23 protein-coding genes and 1 pseudogene (1 of these 24 only partly in view) are annotated in these 23,895 nt (G+C 40.5%); 15 read left to right on the top strand and 9 right to left on the bottom strand.

The genetic code is table 11. From position 1 onward, the window contains the following. Window positions 1-1,311 (top strand): glycoside hydrolase family 3 N-terminal domain-containing protein (locus Q0192_RS16870; protein WP_299291309.1); only part of this gene is annotated, 1,311 nt, incomplete at its 5' end. 129 nt (window positions 1,312-1,440) lie between these two features. Beyond that, window positions 1,441-2,424, top strand: a complete 984-nt coding sequence (locus Q0192_RS16875) for a pyruvate dehydrogenase complex E1 component subunit beta (RefSeq protein ID WP_299291311.1) — start codon at window positions 1,441-1,443, stop codon at window positions 2,422-2,424. 87 nt (window positions 2,425-2,511) lie between these two features. Here the strand turns inward: Q0192_RS16875 and Q0192_RS16880 are convergent, their stop codons facing one another. Continuing rightward, window positions 2,512-2,760 (bottom strand): hypothetical protein, encoded by a 249-nt coding sequence (locus Q0192_RS16880; RefSeq protein ID WP_299291313.1) that lies wholly within the window; start codon window positions 2,758-2,760, stop codon window positions 2,512-2,514. Between the two features lie 348 nt (window positions 2,761-3,108). Here Q0192_RS16880 and Q0192_RS16885 point away from each other — a divergent pair, with 348 nt between their 5' ends. Together Q0192_RS16885 and Q0192_RS16890 are read left to right on the top strand one after the other, a co-directional pair. Then, on the top strand, window positions 3,109-3,387 hold the full coding sequence (locus Q0192_RS16885; protein WP_299291315.1) for a type II toxin-antitoxin system RelE/ParE family toxin: 279 nt from the start codon (window positions 3,109-3,111) through the stop codon (window positions 3,385-3,387). A gap of 11 nt (window positions 3,388-3,398) precedes the next feature. Beyond that, window positions 3,399-3,704 (top strand): HigA family addiction module antitoxin, encoded by a 306-nt coding sequence (locus Q0192_RS16890; protein WP_299291317.1) that lies wholly within the window; start codon window positions 3,399-3,401, stop codon window positions 3,702-3,704. 13 nt (window positions 3,705-3,717) lie between these two features. On the opposite strand, the gene Q0192_RS16895 is transcribed toward Q0192_RS16890, so the two are convergent. From Q0192_RS16895 to Q0192_RS16905, 3 genes are all read right to left on the bottom strand, one after another. After that, complete coding sequence (locus tag Q0192_RS16895) at window positions 3,718-4,413, bottom strand: response regulator transcription factor (protein WP_299291320.1); 696 nt, start codon at window positions 4,411-4,413, stop codon at window positions 3,718-3,720. Window positions 4,414-4,473: 60 nt separating this feature from the next. Next, on the bottom strand, window positions 4,474-6,297 hold the full coding sequence (locus Q0192_RS16900; protein ID WP_299291322.1) for a HAMP domain-containing sensor histidine kinase: 1,824 nt from the start codon (window positions 6,295-6,297) through the stop codon (window positions 4,474-4,476). Window positions 6,298-6,768: 471 nt separating this feature from the next. Next, entirely contained in the window at window positions 6,769-7,140 is a 372-nt protein-coding gene (locus Q0192_RS16905) for a DUF3127 domain-containing protein (RefSeq protein WP_299291324.1), read from the bottom strand. Between the two features lie 76 nt (window positions 7,141-7,216). On the opposite strand from Q0192_RS16905, the gene Q0192_RS16910 reads away from it, so the two are divergent. Beyond that, a complete protein-coding gene (locus Q0192_RS16910; RefSeq protein ID WP_299291326.1) occupies window positions 7,217-8,407 on the top strand; it encodes a class I SAM-dependent RNA methyltransferase in 1,191 nt (396 codons plus the stop codon). 154 nt (window positions 8,408-8,561) lie between these two features. Here Q0192_RS16910 and Q0192_RS16915 read toward each other — a convergent pair whose 3' ends face one another. Then, complete coding sequence (locus Q0192_RS16915; RefSeq protein WP_299291328.1) at window positions 8,562-9,299, bottom strand: hypothetical protein; 738 nt, start codon at window positions 9,297-9,299, stop codon at window positions 8,562-8,564. 185 nt (window positions 9,300-9,484) lie between these two features. Further along, the gene (locus Q0192_RS16920) at window positions 9,485-10,501 is read right to left on the bottom strand and encodes a PDDEXK nuclease domain-containing protein (protein WP_299291330.1); all 1,017 of its coding nucleotides are present in this window, start codon (window positions 10,499-10,501) and stop codon (window positions 9,485-9,487) included. A 76-nt stretch (window positions 10,502-10,577) separates the two neighbouring features. Between Q0192_RS16920 and Q0192_RS16925 the strand changes: the two genes are divergently transcribed. Beyond that, complete coding sequence (locus Q0192_RS16925) at window positions 10,578-11,255, top strand: HD domain-containing protein (RefSeq protein WP_299291332.1); 678 nt, start codon at window positions 10,578-10,580, stop codon at window positions 11,253-11,255. Window positions 11,256-11,291: 36 nt separating this feature from the next. Further along, window positions 11,292-12,602 carry a carbohydrate porin gene (locus Q0192_RS16930; RefSeq protein WP_299291334.1) on the top strand — a complete coding sequence of 437 codons (1,311 nt, stop codon included), beginning with the start codon at window positions 11,292-11,294 and terminating at the stop codon, window positions 12,600-12,602. Here Q0192_RS16930 and Q0192_RS16935 read toward each other — a convergent pair. After that, window positions 12,599-13,468, bottom strand: a complete 870-nt coding sequence (locus tag Q0192_RS16935; RefSeq protein WP_299291336.1) for a UbiA family prenyltransferase — start codon at window positions 13,466-13,468, stop codon at window positions 12,599-12,601. The genes Q0192_RS16930 and Q0192_RS16935 overlap by 4 nt on opposite strands. A gap of 73 nt (window positions 13,469-13,541) precedes the next feature. Here Q0192_RS16935 and Q0192_RS16940 point away from each other — a divergent pair, with 73 nt between their 5' ends. The 8 genes from Q0192_RS16940 to Q0192_RS16975 all read left to right on the top strand — a co-directional run bounded on the left by Q0192_RS16940 (window position 13,542) and on the right by Q0192_RS16975 (window position 20,917). Further along, window positions 13,542-14,075, top strand: a complete 534-nt coding sequence (locus Q0192_RS16940) for a YceI family protein (protein ID WP_299291338.1) — start codon at window positions 13,542-13,544, stop codon at window positions 14,073-14,075. A gap of 22 nt (window positions 14,076-14,097) precedes the next feature. Further along, on the top strand, window positions 14,098-15,219 hold the full coding sequence (locus Q0192_RS16945) for a 3-oxoacyl-[acyl-carrier-protein] synthase III C-terminal domain-containing protein (protein WP_299291339.1): 1,122 nt from the start codon (window positions 14,098-14,100) through the stop codon (window positions 15,217-15,219). After that, window positions 15,216-16,352 carry an FAD-dependent oxidoreductase gene (locus Q0192_RS16950; RefSeq protein WP_299291341.1) on the top strand — a complete coding sequence of 379 codons (1,137 nt, stop codon included), beginning with the start codon at window positions 15,216-15,218 and terminating at the stop codon, window positions 16,350-16,352. Before Q0192_RS16945 ends, Q0192_RS16950 begins: the two co-directional genes overlap by 4 nt. Before the next feature lie 185 nt (window positions 16,353-16,537). Further along, complete coding sequence (locus tag Q0192_RS16955) at window positions 16,538-17,233, top strand: methyltransferase domain-containing protein (protein WP_299291343.1); 696 nt, start codon at window positions 16,538-16,540, stop codon at window positions 17,231-17,233. A gap of 9 nt (window positions 17,234-17,242) precedes the next feature. Beyond that, window positions 17,243-18,325, top strand: a complete 1,083-nt coding sequence (locus tag Q0192_RS16960; protein ID WP_299291345.1) for an ATP-binding protein — start codon at window positions 17,243-17,245, stop codon at window positions 18,323-18,325. Between the two features lie 27 nt (window positions 18,326-18,352). Next, window positions 18,353-19,003, top strand: coding sequence for a DUF47 family protein (locus tag Q0192_RS16965; RefSeq protein WP_299291347.1), 651 nt, complete (start codon window positions 18,353-18,355; stop codon window positions 19,001-19,003). A 3-nt stretch (window positions 19,004-19,006) separates the two neighbouring features. Further along, window positions 19,007-20,017 (top strand): inorganic phosphate transporter, encoded by a 1,011-nt coding sequence (locus tag Q0192_RS16970; RefSeq protein ID WP_299291349.1) that lies wholly within the window; start codon window positions 19,007-19,009, stop codon window positions 20,015-20,017. A 138-nt stretch (window positions 20,018-20,155) separates the two neighbouring features. Continuing rightward, window positions 20,156-20,917: a DUF4197 domain-containing protein gene (locus Q0192_RS16975; RefSeq protein ID WP_299291352.1), complete on the top strand. Its 762-nt coding sequence runs from the start codon at window positions 20,156-20,158 to the stop codon at window positions 20,915-20,917. A gap of 64 nt (window positions 20,918-20,981) precedes the next feature. Here Q0192_RS16975 and Q0192_RS16980 read toward each other — a convergent pair whose 3' ends face one another. Then, window positions 20,982-22,766, bottom strand: coding sequence for a DUF885 family protein (locus tag Q0192_RS16980; protein ID WP_299291354.1), 1,785 nt, complete (start codon window positions 22,764-22,766; stop codon window positions 20,982-20,984). 104 nt (window positions 22,767-22,870) lie between these two features. Beyond that, window positions 22,871-23,895 (bottom strand): annotated as a pseudogene (locus Q0192_RS16985) (2-oxo acid dehydrogenase subunit E2); it runs 640 nt beyond the window's last position.

The following is a 23,895-nucleotide window of genomic DNA, read 5'->3' on the forward strand; positions in this document are numbered from 1 at the left end:
ATCCGAGACAATACGTTGATTTATAAAATGGGCCAGTTTGTAGCGCGGGATTTTAAACGCTTGGGGATGACGATGAACTTTGCGCCGGATATGGACGTGAACAACAATCCAAATAATCCCGTTATCGGTTTTCGTTCCTTCGGCGATAACAAATTTAATGTGGCTAAAAAAGGCATTGCGTATTTAACCGGAATGCAAAGCGAAGGGATTTTAACCACGGCCAAACATTTTCCCGGCCATGGCGACACGGATGTTGATTCGCATTTTGATTTGCCGCTGCTACCTTTCAGCAAAGAACGACTGGACACGCTGGAAATGTACCCGTTTAAAGAAGCCATTAAAGCAGGGATTTCTGGCATTATGGTTGCCCACATGAATATTCCGGCTTTGGATACTACCGCGCATTTGCCTTCTACACTTTCGCGGCCAATTGTAACTGATATTTTAAAAGATCAATTGGGTTTTAAAGGATTAATTGTTTCTGATGCGATGGAAATGAAAGGCGTGGTCAAATATTTCCCCAATTCGGAAGCGGACGTGCTGGCTTTAAACGCCGGAAACGATATTTTAGAACTCACCCAAAACTCGGTACGCGCGGTTGCGGCGATTAAAAAAGCGATTCGCCACGGCGGCATTAACAAAAAAGAATTTATTGCCAAGGTAAAAAAAGTATTGGCCGCCAAATATGATGTCGGTTTAAACCATTTGCAGGAAGTTTCAGAAAACAACTTGTATGCAGATTTGAATTCCGAAGAAAGCAAAAACCTGAACCAGCAACTAACCGATGCGGCAATTACGTTGCTGAAAGGGGATGCCGAGATCAGCTTTTTAAACCCCATTAAAAAAACTGCTTTGCTGGCCATCGGCACTAATCAAGTTACGCCTTTTCAACTGAATCTGCAAAACTGGTATGCCAACAACAACATTTTTTATGCCTCAAAAACAGCATCGGCAGAAGAACTAAACCAATTGCTCACTCAGCTTAAAACCTACGACCAGGTAATTACCGGTGTTTTTGATACACGCCTTCGCCCTGCCAACAAATTGGATTACAACAACAACGTGAAAGATTTTATCGGACAAGTTGCTGCTTTAAACAACAGCGTCGTAACGGTTTTTGCCAACCCGTACACACTTGCAAATATGATCGGGATAGAAAAAAGCAAAGCATTGATTTTAGGCTATCAAAACAGTTTGGAGATGCAGCAATCGGCCGTAAAAGTAATCAGCAAACAATTAAAACCGACGGGTACGCTTCCCATTAGCATCAATACGGATTTTACTTACGGAATGGGGATTGTTTCAAGATAAAACAGAAAACGCCCTAAAGCACATGCTTCTTTTATCGGTATAAATTCTCTTTCTCGGCGCAAAACCCCGGTTGCAAATCAGCTTTTACTGTTTATATTTGCGCTTGAAATACACTTGATTTTACATAGAATGAGAGAAATACAGTTCAGAGAAGCCCTTCGCGAAGCCATGAACGAAGAAATGCGCAAAGACGAATCTATTTATTTAATGGGCGAAGAAGTTGCCGAATACAATGGCGCCTACAAAGTAAGCCAGGGCATGCTGGATGAGTTTGGCGCCAAAAGGGTAATTGACACACCGATCTCTGAAATGGGTTTTTCCGGTATTGCCATCGGTTCGGCCATGAACGGTTTAAAGCCGATTGTAGAATTCATGACGTTTAACTTTTCGCTGGTTGCCATTGATCAAATCATTAATGGCGCGGCAAAATTAATGTCTATGAGTGGCGGCCAATTTTCTGCACCGATTGTTTTTCGCGGCCCAACCGGAAATGCCGGGATGTTAAGTTCGCAGCACAGCCAGTGTTTTGAAAACTGGTATGCCAACTGCCCGGGTTTAAAAGTGGTCGTTCCGTCAAATCCTGCAGATGCAAAAGGCTTGTTAAAATCTGCTATTATTGATCCGGACCCGGTTATTTTCATGGAATCCGAATTGATGTATGGCGATAAAGGGCCGGTTCCCGAAGAAACGTATTACACCGAAATTGGTAAAGCCAAAGTTGTAAAAGAAGGTACGGACGTTACCATTGTAAGTTTTGGCAAGATCATCAAAGTGGTTTATGCGGCTGCTGCCGAACTGGAAAAAGAAGGCATCAACGTAGAAATTATTGATTTGCGCACCGTTCGCCCGATTGATTATCCTTGTGTTATCGAATCGGTCAAAAAAACCAACCGATTGGTGATTGTTGAAGAAAGCTGGCCTCTGGGTTCTATCGCTACCGAAGTTACATTTAAAGTTCAAAAAGATGCTTTCGATTATTTGGACGCACCGATTTTACGCATCATGGGCGGGGACGTGCCTTTGCCATACGCGCCAACTTTGATCCAGGAATATCTGCCAAACCCTGAAAAAGTAATCAAAGCGGTAAAAGAAGTTATGTACGTTAAAAAATAAATTTCAACCTAAAAAAACACAACAAGATACAGAAGCCTGCCCGTTGACAAAACGTGCAGGTTTTTTTATGCCGGTAAAAGAAGTATCTTATTTTGCAGGTGCTTCTTTAACTGGTTTTGCTTCCTTAACTGCTTTAGCTTTTTGTTTCAATGCCTGGCGGCGGCGCACAATTTTCCTGGCAACGGAATTTTGCCTGCGCCCGTTTTTTTTCACCATCACTTTAAACTGATAAAAACTGATGTCAATGCTTTTCGTGTCCGGGTTGTTCGATAAATACCCGATGAGTAGAATAATCAGCCCGATAATAATCCCCAAAAAAATAAATGAATTTTCCATTTTCATGCCCTCTCTCTATTACAATATTACGTATTAATTGCTAAAAAAGTTAGCAAAATAAATAATTTATTTTTAGGTTGAGGAATGGATTTTACCGAAAAAGAAATTCAGGTGGCAAAAGAAGCATGGTAAAATTAGTAGTTAATAGATTTTCTTAATCGGATAACGCATTTCATAAAACAGTGGAAGTTGCAAATACCAGTTTTTGCAGGGAAGGAAATTGCATAAAAAGAAGGATTATGGTTTCCTAAAATAAGAAAAAACCGATACTTCTTTTATGCACTAAAAATTGGTGAAGAAAGTTTTCGTTATTTGTAACAAACATTAATACAAGTTACATTTGTATCAATGATTGAAACTATCCGTCACAAAGGGTTAAGGCTTTATTATGAAGACGGTAACGGATCAAAATTGCCCGCTGAACAACTAACAAAAATTGCACGGTTTTTAACTGTTTTGAATGCAGTATCTTCCGAAGAAGACATCAAAGAACTTGGGTCAGGTGTGCATAAGCTGTCGGGAAACTTAAAAGATTTTTGGTCTGTTAAGGTTAGTGCAAACTACAGGCTTATTTTCCGGTTTGAAGCAGGGGATATTTTCGACGTTGATTATATTGATTACCATTAAAAAGGAACGTGATGCTTAAACGAGGATTGCCGCCAATACACCCGGGCGAGATATTAAAAGCGTTATTTATTGATGAGCGCAAACTGACCATTTCGGAAGTAGCCAAAGGGATTAATATGGCCAGGGCTAATTTATCAGCAGTGATTAATGGACATTTGGGCATTAGTCCCGAGCTTGCTGTGAAGTTATCTGAAGCATTTGGAAACACAGCCGAATTTTGGTTGAACCTTCAAAAAAACTACGAACTATGGCACGCCGAGAAAAAAATAAACCGGGCAACGATTCGTCATTTTCAACAAGTAAATGCAGAATCTTAAGTAATAAATTGACTTAACTCACCAACAATTTATAACCTTTTCCATGCACGTTGATAATCTCCACGCTTGGGTCGTCCTTTAAATACTTGCGGATTTTGCTTAAAAAAACATCCATGCTGCGGCCATTGAAGTAATTGTCGTCGTGCCAAATGTTTAGCAACGCTTCTTCACGCGTAAGCACCGTATTCTGTTTGAGGCAAAGCAAACGCAGCAATTCGGCTTCTTTGGTAGATAGTTTTTGCTGATGCTCGCCGGTAGAAATTTGCTGCGCAGAAAAATCAAAATTGTACTTGCCTATTTTAAAACGGGTTGGCTTTTCTTCTTCTTTTTTATCCTGGTTAGATACTCTTTTTAGCAGTGCATTTATACGAAGCAAAAGTTCTTCAATACGAAAAGGTTTGGTGATGTAATCGTCTCCGCCCAAATTAAACGCCGCAGCTTTATCTTCCATCATGCCTTTTGCAGTGGCAAAAATGATCGGAATATCCGGGTTCATTTTCCGGATTTCTTTGCCCAAAGTAAAGCCGTCTTTTTTCGGCATCATCACATCCAAAATCACCAAATCGAAGTTGTCTTTGATAAAGGCACGTAGGCCTTCGTCGCCGTCTTTGCTCAGCACCACATCAAACTTGCCTTTTAATTGCAGATAATCCTGCAGCAACATGCCCAGGTTCGGGTCGTCTTCGGCCAATAACAATTTTTTGTTCATATTTTTTTAGACAAGATCAACCACTAATTTTTACCCGGTAAAAGAAGCATTACCACTTTTTCAACTTTTGTTGATGAGCGGAAATTTAAGTTCGAAAACAGAGCCTTTATCCTTTTCGGAACGGACGCTGATGCTGCCGTTTAAACGCTTTACAATCGTGCTAACGTAACTTAAACCCAAACCAAAACCTTTTACATCGTGCAAATTCCCGGTTGGGATGCGGTAAAACTGTTCAAAAATTTTGGCCTGCTGGTCGCGGCTCATGCCAATGCCTTTATCGGCAACGGTAATGATCAAATGGTTGTCCGTGTTTTTTGTGGCGATTAATATTTCAGGTTCTTCGCGGCTGTATTTGATGGCGTTGTCAATCAAGTTGTACAACACGTTGGTAAAGTGCAGTTCGTCGGCTTTTATCAGGGCAAAAGAAGCATTCAAATCTAACTTAACTTCGGCATTGTGTTTCTGTATTTTAAGCGACATGCTGTCCACTACCGCCGTAACCTGCTCGTTAACATCGATCTCTTTTAGGTCGAGTTTAAAATCGTCCTGTTCAATTCTTGCAATATTCAAAACACGTTCAATATGGCTGCCCAAACGTACATTTTCATCATAAATAATTCCGGCCAGGCGCGAAACACGGGATTTGTCTTCGATAATTTCTTCGTCTTTTAACGCTTCGCTGGCAATCATGATGGTAGAAACCGGCGTTTTAAACTCGTGTGTCATGTTGTTGATAAACTCCGTTTTCATTTCAGAGATCTTTTTCTGGCGGAAGATCAGCAGGATTGTGTAAGCGCAGCAAGAAATTAGTACTAAAAGCAAACCGCCCGAAATGCCCATGATGGCCGTCATCCGGTTTAAAATTAACCTGTTTTTTTCGGGGAACGAAATCTTTAACATGCCCGGATCATTTACCACTTCTTTAGTGAAAATCGGTGTTTGATAAGTATTGCCGGCCAAGATAAAATGCGGTTTATCGTTGCCAAAGTTTTGTGCGTTGGAATAGATCAGCGAATCATGCGAGGCCGTGGTGATTTCATAACTAAAAGGAAGGGTAATTTCTTTGTTCTGCAGCTCAAACCTCAATAAAGAATCAATTTGCAACTGGTTGATGCGCGCGCCCAAAGGTTCGTCGGCTTTTTGGTACTCTTCGGCCAGCTTCTGCATCACGTCCATTTTTTCCGGCGTCATCAGCTTGGCCTTCATCAATTGTACCGAATCTTCCAAGAGTTTTTTGATCCGTTTAAACGCTTGTGCTTTTTTTATACGCTCTTTTTCTTTTACCCAAAGCGGGTTTAGCGTAGGAATGGTTAAAACTGTTGGCCCGGATTGCGGATCGTTGTAAACGTATTGCGCCGTGTCGTATTTATTTAAATTCGGCTGCAACTGTTTGCGCAATTGCCGCGTTAATTTTGGTGTAGAAACTCCGGTAATTTTACTGTGGTAACCACCGGCTGCATCTACATATTCTTCTACATGCACCTGCTGGTAGCTTAAAATATCTTCCGGATTGGATAGGTTTTCCAAACTGTCTTTTAAACTGGCTATGCGGCGTTGCTTGCGTACAATTTCCGGGTGTAAAAACTGGTTTTTTTGTTTTGATGCGGAAGATAAAGGAACCCGGTTGTAAACAAAATGAAGATGGCTGCTCGATTTGTAATGCGTAGTGTTTTGATCGGGCTTCATCCGCTCCATAAAATTAATGGCATCCTTTTTTTCGACTTTGGCAACCACGCTGCTTAAAGCTTCGGCAACAGAGCGGTCAAAAAGTTCGGATTTAAGGCGGTAAGATTCAACCAGAAAATAAAACTGCATGCCCATAACGCCCATCAGGGCAAGGCCCATCAATGCAATAATCAGGCTGATGCGTTTGGTTTTCATCATACAAAAATATCCAAGTTAAAGGTTGCAAAATGGCGTTTAACATTATTTAACATCTGTTGGCCAAGGTTTAACGTTTGCGATGCAAAATATGGCCGCTTTTGTGCTGCCAAAATTTAGCCGGTAAAAACAGTATGGGCGAATACTGCAGTTAAAATAGTTTTGGGCGAACAACAAAAACCGGAAGTTTTTGGATGCAGAAATTAATGCAGCTTTTTTGAAAAACTACCGCTCGGAACAAAAAAAGAACATGAAGCTGTTTAAGTTTTTCTAACATCATTTTTTTGGGTTGATGCTTCTTTTACCACCTAAAAATTTAAACCGTTTGTTTTTTGGGTTATTTAATAAATACAAACACCAATTTTTGCCCGGTAAAAGAAGCATTGTAAATTTCCCCGGTAGAAATTTAAACAAAGCCTTGAAAAATAAAATTAAGGTAAGCCCCCGTTTTTTGGCAACAGGGGCTTTCTTTTTTTAGAACGGCAAGTCGTCGTCTTCCTCCGCACCTGCGCTAATATCGGCCGGTTTTGCATATTCCGGGGTTGCAGCAGTACTGTTGCCGGTTGCCGAAAGCACGTTTACTTTCCACAAGTTAAGCGAGTTGAAATAGGATTTTTTGCCTGTTTTGTCTGTCCAGGGGCGGCCTCTCAGGTTAAAAAAAACTTCCACATCGTCGCCAACTTTTACGTTGTCCAGCAAGGCGCAGCGGTCTTGCCCGGCTTCAAATTTAATATATTCCGGGTATTGCGGGTTCTCCACATATTCCACAATCAGTTCTCTTTTTTTGAAAGAATCGGTTACCTGCGTGGTAGGCGAAACTTCGTGTACTTTTCCTTTAATCTCCATGGTTAATAATTTAAAGTGTAAAGTTAACAGATCGCCAGTAAAAACGCCTGCTTAAAAACGTATTTTTGCAGGAATTATGGCAGATGTTTTCCACACCAAAAGCAAAATCATTATTACCTGCAACAAGCGGTTATCGGCGTATTTAAGGCAGGAGGTAGAAGATTTAGGTTTTACCATCAAGCGTTTTTTTGGCACCGGCATAGAGCTGGAAGGAACGGTAAACGATTGCATTCCGCTAAATTTAAACCTGCGTTGCGCCAGTCAGGTTTTGTATCAGGTTGCTTCTTTTGAGGCCAGAAACCCGGGCGAACTGTACAATCGTTTGCTGGAAATTGAATGGGAAAACCTGATTGCTTTTGATGGTTATTTTTCGGTTACTTCCAACGTCAACAACGAATACATTACCACGCCGCTTTTTGCCAACGTAAAAGTGAAAGATGCGGTGGTTGACCGGATCAAAGATAAAAAAGGCATCCGGCCAAACTCGGGACCGGAGTGGAACAAAGCCGTTTTGCATTTGTACTGGCAGGAAAACCAGGCCGATATTTTTTTGGATACTTCCGGCGAAACCTTATCTAAACACGGTTACCGCAAAATCCCGGGAAAAGCGCCAATGCTGGAAGCGTTGGCAACCAGCACGATTTTGGCCAGTAACTGGGACCAGAAAAGTACGTTCATCAACCCGATGTGCGGTTCGGGGACTTTAGCCATTGAAGCGGCTTTATTGGCAACCAACAAACACCCCGGGCTTTTCCGGATGAATTATGCTTTTATGCATATTTTAGGTTACGATGAGCAGGTATTTTTTACCGAACGCCGAAAACTGAAAGACATTTCCAAAAAAGAAATTAACTTTAAAATTATTGCTTCCGATATTTCTGCAGATGCTGTTTCTATCTCCCAAAATAATGCGAAAACGGCTGGCGTAGATCATTTAATCACGTTCCAGGTTTGTGATTTTGCAGAAACAGAAGTGCCCGAAGAACCAGGTGTTGTTTTCTTCAACCCGGAATATGGCGAACGTTTAGGCGTGCACTCCAAACTGGAAGCAACCTACAAACGCGTTGGTGATTTTTTAAAAACCGATTGCCAAGGTTACCGCGGCTACGTTTTTACCGGCAACCCGGAACTGGCCAAAAAAGTAGGGCTAAAAGCAGCACGCAAAATTGAATTTTTTAACGGGAAGCTGGATTGCAGGCTGATGGAGTATGAGTTGTATGATGGCAGTAAAAGGGAGGCGGGGGAACGGCCGGTGGGAAAGGCTTGATTGTTTTTGAAATAAGCACTGATGCTTCTTTTATCGTATAAAAATTGGATTGTAATTTGATGTTTAAGAATTGAAAACTCTTAGCTTAAAAAAATCTAATTTATAAATGCGGACTAACGGATAACGCAAATATTGTTCTTACGTGTAGCCATTTTTAATCTGAATCTGTGTCAATAGAAGCCACAAATGAAATTCCCACTATTGAATTTGAAATATATGAATATTTAATTCCATTCATTAGTGTTTCTTGCGACATATCTAATCTATTAACATTTTTGTCGAACAATTTCAGTTTCTTAAGAATCTTGTATCTGCTTTGTGCTGGAATAGTCGGATCAACGGTCGCAATGATTGCAACCATACACAAAATGATATTGCTGCCCGAGGTAGAAGTTCCATCACCAGTTCCAAACATAGCTACTTCTTTAATTCCTCCGGTTGATTTATCAATATTACCAGTCAAACCTAAATTTTCATTCAACATATAGGTAAATAAGCTAAAAGATTTATTTTGTTTAATTTTTAAAGAATTAACCCGAAAATCTAATTGATTTGAAGCACAATATTGATTAAATGCATCTTTAAATTCTTCTGTTGAATTAAAAAGGGCTTGTCCTGTTTCTTGATTGTCTGATGAAGTAGAATTGCCTGCATTAGATGAAACTACTGCTTGATTTAAGTTTTCTTGACTACCCTGTTTTTCCTCTTTAACATTCTCACTTGTAGCTCCAAAAAGAATAAAAAAAAGGATTGCCAAGCCACCATAAATAAGCACCGATTGTTTTCTCGTTCTTTTTTCTTTATTCCAAAATAAACTTGTTGTCGGACTAGATATTCCAGTTATAAGAAGTAACAAGCTTGCAAGCAATAACAAAGCAAAAAAACTGTTCATAAAGGTTTATATTTATTAGCACTATTTAAAATTTAGTGCTGTCAATATGTTGAACACAAGTTATTTATTTACGCTTGTTTTGGCTCATTTGTTACAGTTATATTTCATTTAATGGAAGCTCCTTTGAGCTTGTGATTTTTAATTCCTCTATCACCAATCAACCGCCCTAAATTCAAAACCTTCAACTATTTCAGATTTTTCAGTTCATTTTCCAGTTCTTCCACGCTTGGCAAACTGCTTTTGATATTTTCGGGAAGAATTTCTGTAAATTGAAATTCACTTACACCCATAGGTTTGCTCATATCGCGCAAAGCATATTCTACGGCAATATTATTTTTATCCCTGCATAAAAGCATACCAATGGTAGGTCGGTCATCTGCCTTTTTCAACAAATCATCTACGACAGAAAGGTAAAAATTAAGTTTCCCTGCATACTCCGGTATAAACTTGGTGTTCTTTAACTCAATAACCACATAACATTTTAACGGAACATTGTAAAATAGCAAGTCTAAGTAATAATCCTCCTCCGCTACTTCCAGGTGATACTGCTGGCCAATAAAAGCAAACCCTTTGCCCAGCTCAAGCAAAAACTGAGTGATATGCCTTATCAACTGGTTTTCAATATCCTTTTCCCTTGCTTTTGTTGTCAGGGTTAAAAAGTCGAAAATGTACGGGTCGTTCAGGGTTTGCTGCGCAAGATCAGAAAAAGGCTTCGGGAGAGTTTGTTTAAAGTTAGTAACCGATTTTCCTTTTCTATTGTAAAGGTTTGATTTAATTTGTAGCCCTAAAACATCCCTGCTCCAGTTATTTTCTATGGTTTGTTGCAAATAAAACTGCGCTTCCTCCAAATTCTTTAGTTTGCTAATAATCAATATATTATGTCCCCAAGGAATTTGTGCAACAACTTGTTGCACAATTGCATCTTTGTAGAATTGGTAAAATTGTCGGGCATAATTCAAGTTTCTGTACGAAAGGCCTTTCATTTCCGGAAATTCCCTTTTCAGGTCATGGCTTAACTGCATCAACAGGCCATCGCCCCATTGCGTTTGGGCTTGTTTCTCCGTAATCATTTTCCCTAAATCCCAGTAAAATTGGATTAAGGCACTGTTAACAGCTATGGCAGCTTTAATCTGACTGGAACGTATCTTCGATTTGATTTCAACTAACCAATCCTTATAATCAGCATTTATTAATTCTTCCATGCGTTCAAATACTTCTACCGTGTTTTTTAAGCAACAACATACTTCTAAAAGTAATACTTTTGCAAGAAGTTAAATCATGAACTTAACAGAATCAGAAACAAATCATACTTCTTTTACCATACAAAAAACAGTAACCTTCGTAAAGCAAACCCTGCAAAACGCCGAAAGCGGCCACGATTGGTGGCACATCCTCCGCGTTTGGAACAATGCAAAACTGATTGCCCAAACAGAAGAAGTTGATTTGCTAATTGTAGAATTAGCTGCTTTGTTGCATGATATTTCCGATAGCAAATTCCATAACGGTGATGAAGAAATTGGGCCAAAAACAGCCGGAGATTTTTTAAAAAGTTTGGAAGTTGATCCGCAAATAATCGAACATGTGCAGCAAATTATCCGCCACATGTCGTTTAAATCCAGCTTTGATAAACCTGTTTTTTCTTCTAAAGAAATGAAAGTGGTGCAAGATGCCGACCGTTTGGATGCCATCGGCGCCATCGGTATTGCCCGCGCTTTTACTTTCGGCGGATTTAAAAATCGCGAAATGTATAATCCTGGTGTCGAACCAAATTTTAACCTTACAAAAGAAGCATACAAAAATTCGACCGCGCCAACCATCAACCACTTTTACGAAAAACTGTTGCTGCTGAAAGATTTGATGAACACCGAAACCGCAAAAAAAATTGCCGCAAAAAGGCACGCTTTTATGGAATTGTACCTCGAACAGTTTGCTGCCGAGTGGAACGGGACAAAATAAACGTATTTTCGCGCCCGAAACATTTGAAGCAATTTGATGAAAATACTTTACATACTTCTTTTATCGGTACTTTTTTTATCTGCCCAAGCACAAATAGATACGTTAAAGCAGCAGCGCTTTAACCTGCATTTCCAGCAAACGGTCATTACGCAAACACATCCTGGTTTTAGCGCAAAATATTCCGGCGACAACAGTTTGTCCCCATTTCACGAAACCGCAAGCTCGCTTACCACAACGCTTTTTGGCGGTGCCAGGCTTTGGAAAGGCGCCCAAGCTTTTTTTAACCCGGAAATTTCCGGCGGTGCTGGTTTTAGCAAAACCTTAGGCGTTGCCGGTTTCCCCAACGGCGAAACTTTTCGGGTTGGTTCTGCCGAACCTAAAATTTATGTTGCCCGCGCTTACTTAACCCAACGTTTTAGTTGGGGAAACGGGCAGGATACACTCAGCGACGATAATAACCAGTTGTACGGCTTGCAAAGCAGACATTACTTTTCCATCACAGCCGGAAAATTTGGCATGGCCGATTTTTTTGATACCAACGAATTCAGCCACGACCCGCGGACACAGTTTATGAACTGGTCGTTGATGAGCAACGCCGCCTGGGATTACCCGGCCAACACGCGCGGTTACGTTATTGGTGCTTATTTAGATTATCATCAGCCTTCGTGGGACTTGCGTTTTGCGGTTACCATGGTTACCACTACCGCAAACGGTTCTATCTGGGACGGAAAGATCGGCAAAGCAAATTCGCAAACGCTGGAATATGAAAAGCGTTTTGGTTTTGCGGAAGATAAAAAAGGCTCTTTCCGGATTTTAGCTTTTAACAACAATGCCAAAATGGGCAACTATCGCCTGGCCATCGCCGAAAACCCAACCGCTCCGGATATTGTATCTACCCGTGCTTATGGCCGAAACAAATTGGGTTTTGGTTTGAATGCCGATCAATACCTCAGCAAAGATTTTGGTGTTTTTGCTAAAGCGAGTTACAATGATGGCCGGAACGAAACTTGGGCTTTTACAGAAATTGACCGCTCCATCAGTTTTGGCGGCGTTTTAAACGGAACTTCCTGGAAACGTAAAAACGATGAAATTGGTTTGGCTTTTGTTGGTAACGGCATTTCAGCCGCGCACCGCGATTATCTGGCGGCTGGCGGCTACGGTTTTATTATTGGCGATGGCGCGCTTAATTATTCGCCCGAAATGATTGCAGAATTGTATTACAAGTTAAACGCTTACCAAAATAAGGTTTATTTAACACCTGATTACCAATTTATCCTACATCCGGCTTATAATAGCGATCGTGGCCCCGTGCATGTATTTTCGATCCGTGCGCATATTGCATTTTAACGCATAAAAGCTAAATATCCAAAATAAACAAGCATACAACCCGCGCTAATAAAGCTCATGCGCATGGCATTTTTAAAATTAGCGTTTAATACTGTTTTTAGCACTAAAAAAAGCCAGTAGCAAAAGAAGGTAAAAACAGGTAGGGCACATCCTAAAAAAACATAAAAATTGGTGCGCAGGTTTACTGCATTCCAGTAATAAAAACACAAAATTGTACTCATTACAAATAAGCATCCTGCAAAAACGAAAGAACCGCGGTAACCCAGCAATAAACTTAAGGTGCGGTCGCCGCGATGACTATCTTCGTTGTGCTGATAAATTTGTGTAAGCGGATAAGAAGCACCGATCAGGCAGGAACAAATAAGTCCTGCCAATAAAAAATGCTCATTCCAGTTATAAAAAATGCTTGTTCCTGAAATAGCTGTATAAGTGTTCCAGTAAATAAAAGCGCCCTGAAAAATAAAAACCAGCAGAAAAGAAATAACAGGATATTTTTTAAAACGGGTTGCAGGATGACTATATAGTTTAGACAAAATGCCATAAATAACAACTGCAATTGCAAATTGCCATCCTACAAAAAAAGCCAGTAAAAAAGCAACAAGCTCTATCTGCAAGGAAAAATAGTACAAGCTGCTGTCTGTTTCTGGTGGTTTGGCCAGCAGGGCAATGCTTTCCTTATCTTTATCAAAATAACTGTTATAGGCATTGCTGGCCGGAAACACTAAAAAATGCCAGGTAAAAAAAGCAACAATTGCCTGCCAAATATGTACTGTTTGGGCCTGGCTTAATGCAAACAGATAAACCGGCAGCAACAAAACAGAAAATCCTAAACGTAAATGAACCAGAGCTGACCGGCTGGGAAGCATTATTTAAAGCTTTAAATTGTGAGTATAATAATATTAAAAAATCTCGGTTAACGAATATACTTAATACTTGAACATGAAATATGTTGTTTTTCTTTTTTTTAGCCTTTTTTCAACCGCTTTTTCCTTTGCCCAAACCACCAGAAAAGTAGTCAGTTCAGCCATCACCTTTAAAATCAAAAATCTGGGCATTGCTACCAGCGGAAGCTTTACCGGACTTACTGCTGCCATTAATTTTGATAAAGACCATTTAAATACAAGCACTATAGAAGCTTCTGTTGATGCAAAAACCATCAGCTCTGATAATACTTTGCGCGATAACCATTTAAAACGCGAGGAATATTTTGATGTAGAAAAGTACCCGGAAATTAAGTTGAAGTCTGTTTCTTTTGTTCAAAAAAACAAAGAAAGTTTTATTGGTATCTTCAATCTTACAATAAAAGATAAAACTAAACCTGTTAAAGTTCCTTTTTCGTATATTGAGAACAACACCGGCAGTATTTTTAAGGGCAGCTTTGATATCAACCGTCTTGATTTTGGCGTGGGAAGTAAAAGTATGGTCCTGGCCAATGAAGTTACTGTTTTTATCGATGTAGAAACAACAAAGTAGATTTATATTAAATAACAGGTTAATGAGGAGTTGTATCAGTGCAATAGGAACCGCCAATCCCAAAAATAGTATTTCGCAAAAGGATAGTTATCAATTTATGAGCAAAGCTTTTGGACTGCAAGAGCATCATGCAGCTAAGCTCGAAAACATCCACACTAATTCAGGTATCGAACGGCGCTTCTCCGTTATTCCTGATTTTTCCGCAAACGATTTTACCCAAAACACTTTTTTTGGTACTTCGCCTGATCTGGAACCTTTCCCCGATACGGCAAAAAGGCTTAAATTATACGAAAAGGAAGCCATTGCGATTGCCGTAAATGCCGTAAATAACTGCTTAGAAAATTTAGATACTAATTTTAAAGCAAGCATAACACACTTAATTACCGTAAGTTGTACGGGCATGTATGCACCGGGGCTGGATATTGACTTGGTTGAACAACTACAATTAAACCGAAGCGTTGAACGTACCTGCATTAATTTTATGGGTTGTTATGGTGCAGTAAACGCATTAAAAGCAGCAGATTACGTTTGTCGTTCCAATCCGGAAGCCAAAGTGCTGGTTGTATCGGTAGAATTGTGCAGCCTGCATTTCCAGAAAACCAATAGTATAGATAATTGGGTTGCAAATGCTCTTTTTGCTGATGGCGCTGCTGCTGCGATTATTGAAAATACAGCAAACCGTTCTGGTAAAGGAACCTGTTTGGAACTGGAAGCGTTTTATTCGGAGTTTATGTATGAAGCCCGAAATGAAATGGCCTGGTATATTGGTAATACTGGTTTTGAAATGAAGCTGACGGGCAAAGTACCCAAACAGGTTAAACAGCATATTAAACGTATTGCTGAAAATTTATTAAACAAGGCAGGGCTACAGTTTGATGAAATGGCTGCTTTTGCTGTTCATCCGGGCGGACGAAAAATACTGGAAGCTGCCGAAGAAGCACTTGAACTTCCGGAAGAAGCCAATCAGTTTTCGTATGAGGTTTTAAAGGATTACGGCAATATGTCATCTGCTACCATACTTTTTGTATTGCAAAAACAGCTTTATTCTACTAAAGCTATTGAGAGTGGAAATATCATGAGTTTTGCTTTTGGACCTGGACTTACGGTAGAATCCATGATCCTGAAAAAAACTGTTCCTGCATGAAAATAATTGTTATTGGCGGAGGGCTGGCCGGTTTGTTTAATGCTATTTTATTAAACCGGGCAGGTTACGAAGTTACGCTGATTGAACGCAAAACCTATCCTTTTCATCGCGTTTGCGGCGAGTATATTTCTAATGAAGTTATCCCTTTTCTTACACAGTTAGGCATCAACCCAGAACAACTTGATGCAGCAAAAATCTCAAAACTGGAATTGACAGGCATTTCAGGTAAGAGATTTAGCAGAAAACTGGATTTGGGCGGCTTTGGGATCAGCCGTTATGCTTTTGATGATTTTTTATACCAAAAAGCAAAAGCCGAGGGTGTAGGATTTATGCTGAATACCAAAGTAGATGATGTGCAATTTATTAAGGAAGGATTTGAGGTACATTTATCTTCGGGAGAAATTTTGCAGGCACCTTTGGTTATCGGATCGTTTGGTAAACGCGCTAACCTCGACCAAAAATTAAAAAGGAGTTTCTTTTACCGCAGAAGCCCTTTTTTTGGGGTCAAATATCATATTAAAACTGATTTTCCTGATAACCTTATCCAGCTAAATAACTTTAAAGGCGGTTATTGCGGTGTGAGTGCTGTTGAAGGCAATAAGTTTTGTTTGTGTTACTTAGCCCACGGAAAACAGTTGAAGCAATTGGGCAATATCGCTGCTTTTGAGGAACAGGTAGTGAGAAAAAACCCCGTTTTAAACCAGCTTTTTACCAATTCGGATTTTTTGTGGAACAAGCCCGAAGTAATCAACGAAATTTCGTTTGAGAAGAAAAGCTTGGTTAATCAACATATACTGATGAGTGGTGATACGGCAGGAATGATTGTTCCTTTATGCGGAAACGGTATGAGCATGGCCATTCATTCTGCTAAAATACTAACGGAAAACATTCAACAGTTTTACACCAAAAACGAGCTCGATCAGCATAACCGTTTAAAGCTGGAACAAGCTTATACTAAACAATGGAACGCTGCTTTTGCAACCCGGTTATGGACAGGCAGGCAATTACAGCCTATGTTTAGGCATACTTATGCAACCGAAAGCGCTTTAAGTTTAATGAATTATTTTCCTGCTATTGCAGATAAGTTAATTGCAAAAACCCACGGAAAACCATTTGGCTTAGGGTCTTTTTAAATTTCTCTTACGCAGTCCTTCAACTTGCCCAAAACTTTATAATGCTTCTTTTATGCCTATAATTTTATGTTTGTTTTTAGCAATAAAAGAAGTATAAAATTCTTTCTGATTTTTAGGTGGTAAAAGAAGCATCAAAGTTTTGAAGTGAAATTGAAAACGGACTCTTATAATTAATTCTGATAAACATGCTCGATTTTAGCAAACGCAGTACAGCAGAAGAAATAATGGACGATTTTACGCTCCCCGAAACAGAAATATTTCCTGTATTAGAAGGGCTGGAACGTATTAATAGTTTGCTGGGCGGTTACCAGGTTTTTTACGATGCCTTTAAGCAGTTAAACTTAAAAAGCGGCGAAACGGTTAGCGATTGGGGCTGCGGAGGAGGAGATGGGTTACGGAAACTTGCGCTTTGGGCCAACCGCAGGCACCTTTCTATCAAATTTACCGGCTTAGATGCAACCCCTGCTGCTATACAATTTGCAAACATTCGCGCTGCTTCTTTTACCAACCTAAATTTTATTCAGGCCGATGTTTTAAAAGACGTTCAGGAAGAAAAATATGATTACGTAATTTCAAGCCTTTTTACCCATCATTTTGATGATGAAAAATGGGTTATACTCATTCAAAAAATGCTTGCTTCCTGCAAAAAAGTAGTAATTATCAACGATTTGCACCGCCATCCATTGGCATATTACAGTTTTATAGCAACAGCAAGGCTATTTAGCCGTGCAAACACGATCCGTAAGGATGGTGCCTTGTCGGTTTTACGCAGTTTTACCCGGTCAGATCTGGTTAACCTGCTTTATCGTGCTGGTATCAAAAACTATAAAATAAAATGGATGTGGGCGTTTCGCTGGCAAATTATCCTGTACAAAAGCTAAATTTGAAACATGCGACTGAATGTACTCGTTTTTATCAACGCATTGGCCGTTGCCATCACGCTTGGCATCACCAATTTCTATTTCAGCCGGAGTTGGTATGATGTGTTCCAGATTTTTTTTATCTCGCTGGTTACCAGCTTCATCGTTTTTTATTATTTGATCGAGAAGTACGTTTATTCGAAAATCAAGCTCATTTATAAACTCATCCACAGTTTAAAGTTAGGCCGCGATTTGCGCGATGCTTTGGGCGAAAATATCAGTTCCGACCCGATCCATGATGTGGAACAGGAAGTAAAAGAATGGGCCAAAGAAAAAAAGCTGGAGATCGAAGTGCTTAAAAAACAGGAAAAGTTCCGGCGCGAATTTCTCTCCAACCTTTCGCACGAATTTAAAACGCCGCTTTTTGCCATGCAAGGTTATTTGGATGCTTTGCTGGACGAGGACGGTTTAGACGATACTGAACAGGCACTTAAATTTTTAAAAAAGGCATCTAATAACGTGGACCGGATGAGTTACCTGATTAAAGATTTGGATGAAATTTCAAAACTCGAATCCGGCGAATTACCCATCAATTATACCAAGTTCAAGATAAATGAGCTGATAAAAGAAGTATTCGAAGCAGAAGAAGTTAAATCAATTCAATACAAAATCCAGTTGGTTTTTAAGGAGAAATACAATGAGCCGATTTATGTAAATGCCGACCGGGAAAGGGTTAGGCAGGTTTTGATCAACCTGATTGACAACGCTTTTAAATACGGCAAAACCAACGGCACAACTTCGGTTAGTTTGTTTTCCTTGCACGACCAGGTTTTGGTGGAAGTAACCGACGACGGTGCCGGCATAGACGAAAAAAACCTGCCGCGTTTGTTCGAACGCTTTTACCGTACAGATGCAAGCCGTTCGCGCCAAATTGCCGGTTCTGGTTTAGGTTTGGCTATTGTGAAGCACATTGTAGAAGCGCACCAGCAAACAATCCATGTTAGGAGTACACTTGGAATTGGCTCTACTTTCGGTTTTACCTTAGAAAAAGCAAAGCTGCAACCATTTCCGGGATCGGCCATACTGAAAATTAACAATAACTTAACACAATAACTTTACTTTTGCCTGTAATTAAAAAGCATGTCGTTAAATAGCATTTTCCAATATTTTGTACCCAAGGACAAAAAGATATTTTTTCCTTTATTTGAGCAGGCAGCAGCAAATGTTGTTGAAATGGCCGTGATTATGGTAGAAGCGGTAAATGCACCGGATGCAAACCGACGCGAAACACTATACCAGCAAATTGATAAATTGGAAAATGTGGGCGATGACATTACGCACCAGATTTATTTAGAACTGGGCAAAAACTTTATCACGCCGTTTGACCGCGAAGATATTCACTCCTTAGCTACCGCGATTGACGACGTGGCTGATCTGATCCAGGGTTCGGCCAACCGGATGAGTTTGTACCAGATTACGGAAATGACGGAACCGATCCAAAAATTGTCTGAATTGATTTTGCAAGCAAGTTACGATCTGCAAAAAGCAGTTGCCGAACTGAAAGATTTAAAGAACGTAAGAAGTATTGCCGAATCCTGCATCCGCATCAACAGTATTGAAAACCAAGCCGATTATGTTTTTGACCGCGCCGTTGCCGATTTGTTTTTGTATGAAAAAGACGCCATTAAGTTGATCAAATACAAAGAAATCCTGGCTGCGCTGGAAACCGCGACAGACCGTTGCGAAGACGCGGCCAACGTGATGGAATCAATTATTGTAAAAAACGCTTAACTAATGGTATCTGTCCTGCTGGTTGTCGTTGTTATTTTAGCCCTTGTTTTCGATTTTATAAATGGTTTCCACGATGCGGCCAACTCTATCGCCACCATTGTTTCCACCAAAGTTTTAACCCCTTTTCAAGCCGTTTTGTGGGCGGCTTCCTTTAATTTCCTGGCTTACTTTTTAATCAAAGACCATAAAGTTGCCAATACGGTTGCCAAAACAGTTTTTGAGCAGTTTATCAACATGCACGTTATTTTGGCGGGATTAATTGCAGCCATCACCTGGAATTTAATTACCTGGTGGTTTGGTATCCCGTCCAGTTCGTCGCATACTTTAATTGGTGGTTTTGCCGGTGCTGGGATGACGAATGCTGCTTTTATGCACATAAATCCGTTCTCGGCCGTTAATTATGACCCAATTGTCAAGATCGTCATCTTCATCTTCCTCGCACCAATTATTGGGATGCTGATTGGTATGGCCATCAACATTTTGATCATGCACATCTGTAAGAATGCCCGTCCTTCTGTTGCCGAAGTTTGGTTTAAACGCTTGCAATTGGTTTCGTCCGGCGCATTGAGTTTTGCACATGGCGGCAACGATGCACAAAAAGTAATGGGCATTATTTACGTGGCCTTGGTAGCTTCAAAAATAATTACGAACGATGCCAAGATGCCCGAATGGATCCCTTTTGCCTGTTATTCTGCCATTGCTGCTGGCACCATGTCGGGCGGTTGGAAGATTGTTAAAACCATGGGCACCAAAATTACCAAAGTAACGCCCCTAGAAGGTGTGAGTGCCGAAACTGCCGGTGCCATCACCTTGTTTGTAACCGAGCGTTTTGGGATACCAGTTTCAACCACACACACGCTAACCGGTTCTATCATTGGCGTTGGCTTAACCAAACGGGTTTCTGCCGTGCGCTGGGGCGTAACCATCAACTTAATTTGGGCCTGGATTATCACGATCCCGATTTCTGCAATTTTTGCGGCCATCGTTTTTTCCATCATCAAACTATTCTCCTAAGCTTTCGTCTTACCACAAGGTTGTTTTCGTTACGTATTCAGGTTTGTTGGAATCAAATTCACAACCTAAATCTGGATAGGTTCGTTAACAAGAAAGCACTACGTTTTAAAACTTCTTTTTTTGATCTATCTAATTTTTATGAAAAAGCATACACTTTTACTTCATACTCTTTTTACCATACTTTTTTTAGCAGGAAATATAAAGCAGGCGCAAAGCCAGTTTTTAGATAAGCTGATTAAGAAAGCAACAACTTCAAGTACAAGCAGCAGCGAGAAACCTTCCGATCAGGAAATTTCTGGAGGCATAAAAGAAGCATTGCAGCAAGGCATTATCAAAAGCAGCGACCAGCTTTCGGCAGTCAATGGTTTTTTCAACAATGCGGCCGTTAAAATTCTGTTTCCGCCGCAGGCGCAAAAAGCAGAAGCTACGTTACGTAAATTAGGCTTGAATAAGCTGTGCGATAACGTTATCCTTTCGTTAAACCGCGCGGCAGAAGATGCGGCCAAACAAGCCAAACCGGTTTTTATCTCCGCCTTAAAACAAATGAGCGTAAAAGACGCCACCAGTATTTTGCTTGGACCGAGCGATGCTGCAACGCAATACTTTAAACGGACAACAACGGATTCGTTGGCTGCAAAATTTCGCCCAGTAGTGCATCAAAGTTTGGATAAAGTTGGTGCCACGCAATATTATAGTCAAGCTGCTACGGCTTATAACAAGGTTCCGTTTACTTCGGGCAAAGTTGATCCTGACATCGAAAATTATGTAACACAAAAAGCCATTAACGGTTTATTTGTGGAGATTGCCCAGCAGGAATTACAGATCAGGCAAAACCTATCTTCGCGCCCAACAGCGTTGCTGCAAAAGGTTTTTGGCTACGCTGCCCAAGCTAAAAAGTAAATCTTAATTTTAGGTTGATAAAAGAAGCATCCGCGTAAAAAATCCGATGCTTCTTTTATGCCTGTTATTTCTGTGTGGCGGCCCAGCTATCCATTTTCTTTTCCAAAACAGCCAAAGGCATCGAACCATCTTTTAAAACCTGGTCATGAAATTCGGCGAGATTAAATTTGTTGCCCAATTGTTTTTCGTAACGCGTACGCAGTTCGCGGATCTTTAAAGCGCCGATTTTGTAGCCCAAAGCTTGTCCGGGAATACCCATGTAACGTTCAATTTCAGCGGTTGCGCCTTGCTCGCTGATGGCTTCGTTATCCATCATGTATTTGATGGCTTGTTCGCGCGTCATTCCTTTCGTATGGATAGCAACATCAACCACCAAACGTATTGCTCGATGGATTTCATCACCCAAAGCACCCATGTATTGGTACGGATCGGTGTATAAACCCAACTCTTTTCCTAAAGATTCGCAGTACAAAGCCCAGCCTTCTACATAAGCATTATCGCCGCCAAAACGACGAAATTTAGGCAGCGAAGTGTTTTCTTGCGTTAAAGAAATTTGATAATGATGGCCCGGAATAGCTTCATGCAAAAACAGCGATTCCATTCCGGAGGTCGTGTTAAATTTGGTTGCATCCAAAATTGGTACATAAAAAATGCCCGGACGAGTTCCATCTGCCGAACCCTGATTGTATTCTGCACTTGCAGAAGCTGCACGAAAAGCTTCTGTTTGTCGGATTTCAAAAGGCGTTTTGGGCACGTGGTTAAACATCTTTTTCAAGTTCGGTTTCATCCGTTGGTGGATGTTTTCGAAAGCAGCCAAAACTTGTTGCGGCGTTTTATAAGGCATAAATTTCGGGTCGTTTTTCATATATTCAAAAAACGCTTTCAAATCGCCTTTAAAACCCACGCTGTTTTTGATGCTGTCCATTTTGGTGCGGATGCGTTTTACTTCGCTCAAACCCAACTGGTAAATTTCTTCCGGCGTTTTATTGGTTGTGGTTTGCTGTTTTACCAAATAAGTGTACATGGCAGCGCCACCAGGCATGGCAGAATAACCGGAAGTGCTGCGTGCGTGCGGCAAATATTCATTCTGCAGATAATCGCCCAGCTTTTTATAAGTCGGCACCACAACTTGCATGATTGATTTTGAATATGCTTCTTTTAGCATACTTTTTTCGGTATCCGAAAAAGACTTCGGGAAATTATTGATCGGGCCGTAAAACAAGCTTTTGGTTGGGTCGGTAACTTCCATCGCGCGCATTTGCGGGATCATTTTTAAAACCAAAGCTTTCGGCAAAACCAGTCCGCTTTTTACACCTTTTTGAAAATTTTGGATGGCCGTATCGCTCCAAACCGAAAAAGCCTGCAATCTTTTTAACCAGTTCTGGTAATCCTGCACAGTTTTAAATGGCTGCGCACTCGAACCAGAACCAAACTGGCCGATGGTAAGCGGCAAGGCAAACATTTGGTTAAAAGGCAGATACTCAAAATGATAGTTGAAGCTTTCCAGCGCGATCTGCATTTCGTAAGTAAAAATATCGTACGAAAGCTGGTCTTCCGCATTTAAATCTTCGCGTTTAAACGATTTAATTTTTTGAAGATGATCAGCATAAAACGATTTGGCTTTGGCAAGAAAAGCAGGAGAAATGTCGTCCGGCAATTGGTCGTTGTAACGGTTATCGCCGATAGAAGTAGCTTCCAGCGGATATAATTTTAACCTGTTTTCGTAATACTGATCAAAAAAAGCAGCTAAATCTTTGTTTTTTCCTGCGGAAGATGGTTCGGTTTTATTCTGACAACTTGCAAAAAGCAAAGACGCAACTGCAAATAATATTATTCCTACTTTTTTCATGCTATAAATTTAGTTTTTAGGCGGAGAAATAAAAGTTTTCAGCATAAAAAAATCCTGTTCAATTTTAATCGAACAGGATTTTAGGTGGATAAAAACAGTATCAGTTAAATTAACAACCTAACCGGTTCTTCCAATAATGATTTTACCGTGTTGAGGAAAGCAGCGGCCGTAGCGCCATCAACCACGCGATGATCGGCACTTAACGTAACTTTCATCACATTTCCAGGCACAACTACTCCGTTTTTAACTACAGGTACTTGTTGGATACCGCTTACAGCCAAAATACAAGAATCAGGCGGGTTGATGATGGCCGTAAATTCGTCCACACCAAACATGCCGAGATTGGAAATGGTGAAAGTTGAACCTTCCCAGTCTGATGGCTGTAATTTTTTATCTTTTGCTTTTTTGGCGAATTCTTTTACTTCGGCAGAAATACGGCTTAATGATTTTCCATCCGCAAAACGCACAACCGGAACCAACAAACCTTCATCTACAGCAACAGCAATTCCAATATTTACATGTTCGTTGTAACGGATTTTATCGCCCAGCCAGGAAGAGTTGATGGCCGGATGCTGTTTTAAAGCAGCCGCACAAGCTTTCACCACCAAATCGTTAAAAGATATTTTAATCGGCGAAACCTCGTTCATTTTGGTACGTGCAGTCATTGCTGCTTCCATATCAATAGAAACGGTAACAAAGAAATGCGGTGCGGTAAACAAGCTTTCGGCCAAGCGTTTCGCAATCACCTTACGCATTTGCGTAACCGGTTTCTCGGTAAATTTTTCTACACCAACATATTCCGGGATAACGATGGTATTTTGCGCTTTTGCCATACCTTCTTTTGCGATGGCGCTGGTTGCAATTGCTTCCTGTGCTTCTTTTAAAGAAGGTGTTGCTGCGTTTGATGAGCTTTCGGTTTTGGCAGCAGGCGTAAAGGCTTCGACGTCTTTTTTAACGATACGTCCGCCTTCGGCACTGCCTTTAACTTTTGTTAAATTGATGCCTTTGTCTTTTGCAATTTTGCGCGCTAGCGGCGATGCTTTTACACGGCTGTCATCTATAATAGATGTTGTTTCTGCGGATGCTTCTTTTACCGGTGTATTTTCTGCTTCTTCAGTTTTTGTTTCAG

The organism is uncultured Mucilaginibacter sp., assembly GCF_937859865.1.
Lineage (GTDB): Bacteria > Bacteroidota > Bacteroidia > Sphingobacteriales > Sphingobacteriaceae > Mucilaginibacter_A.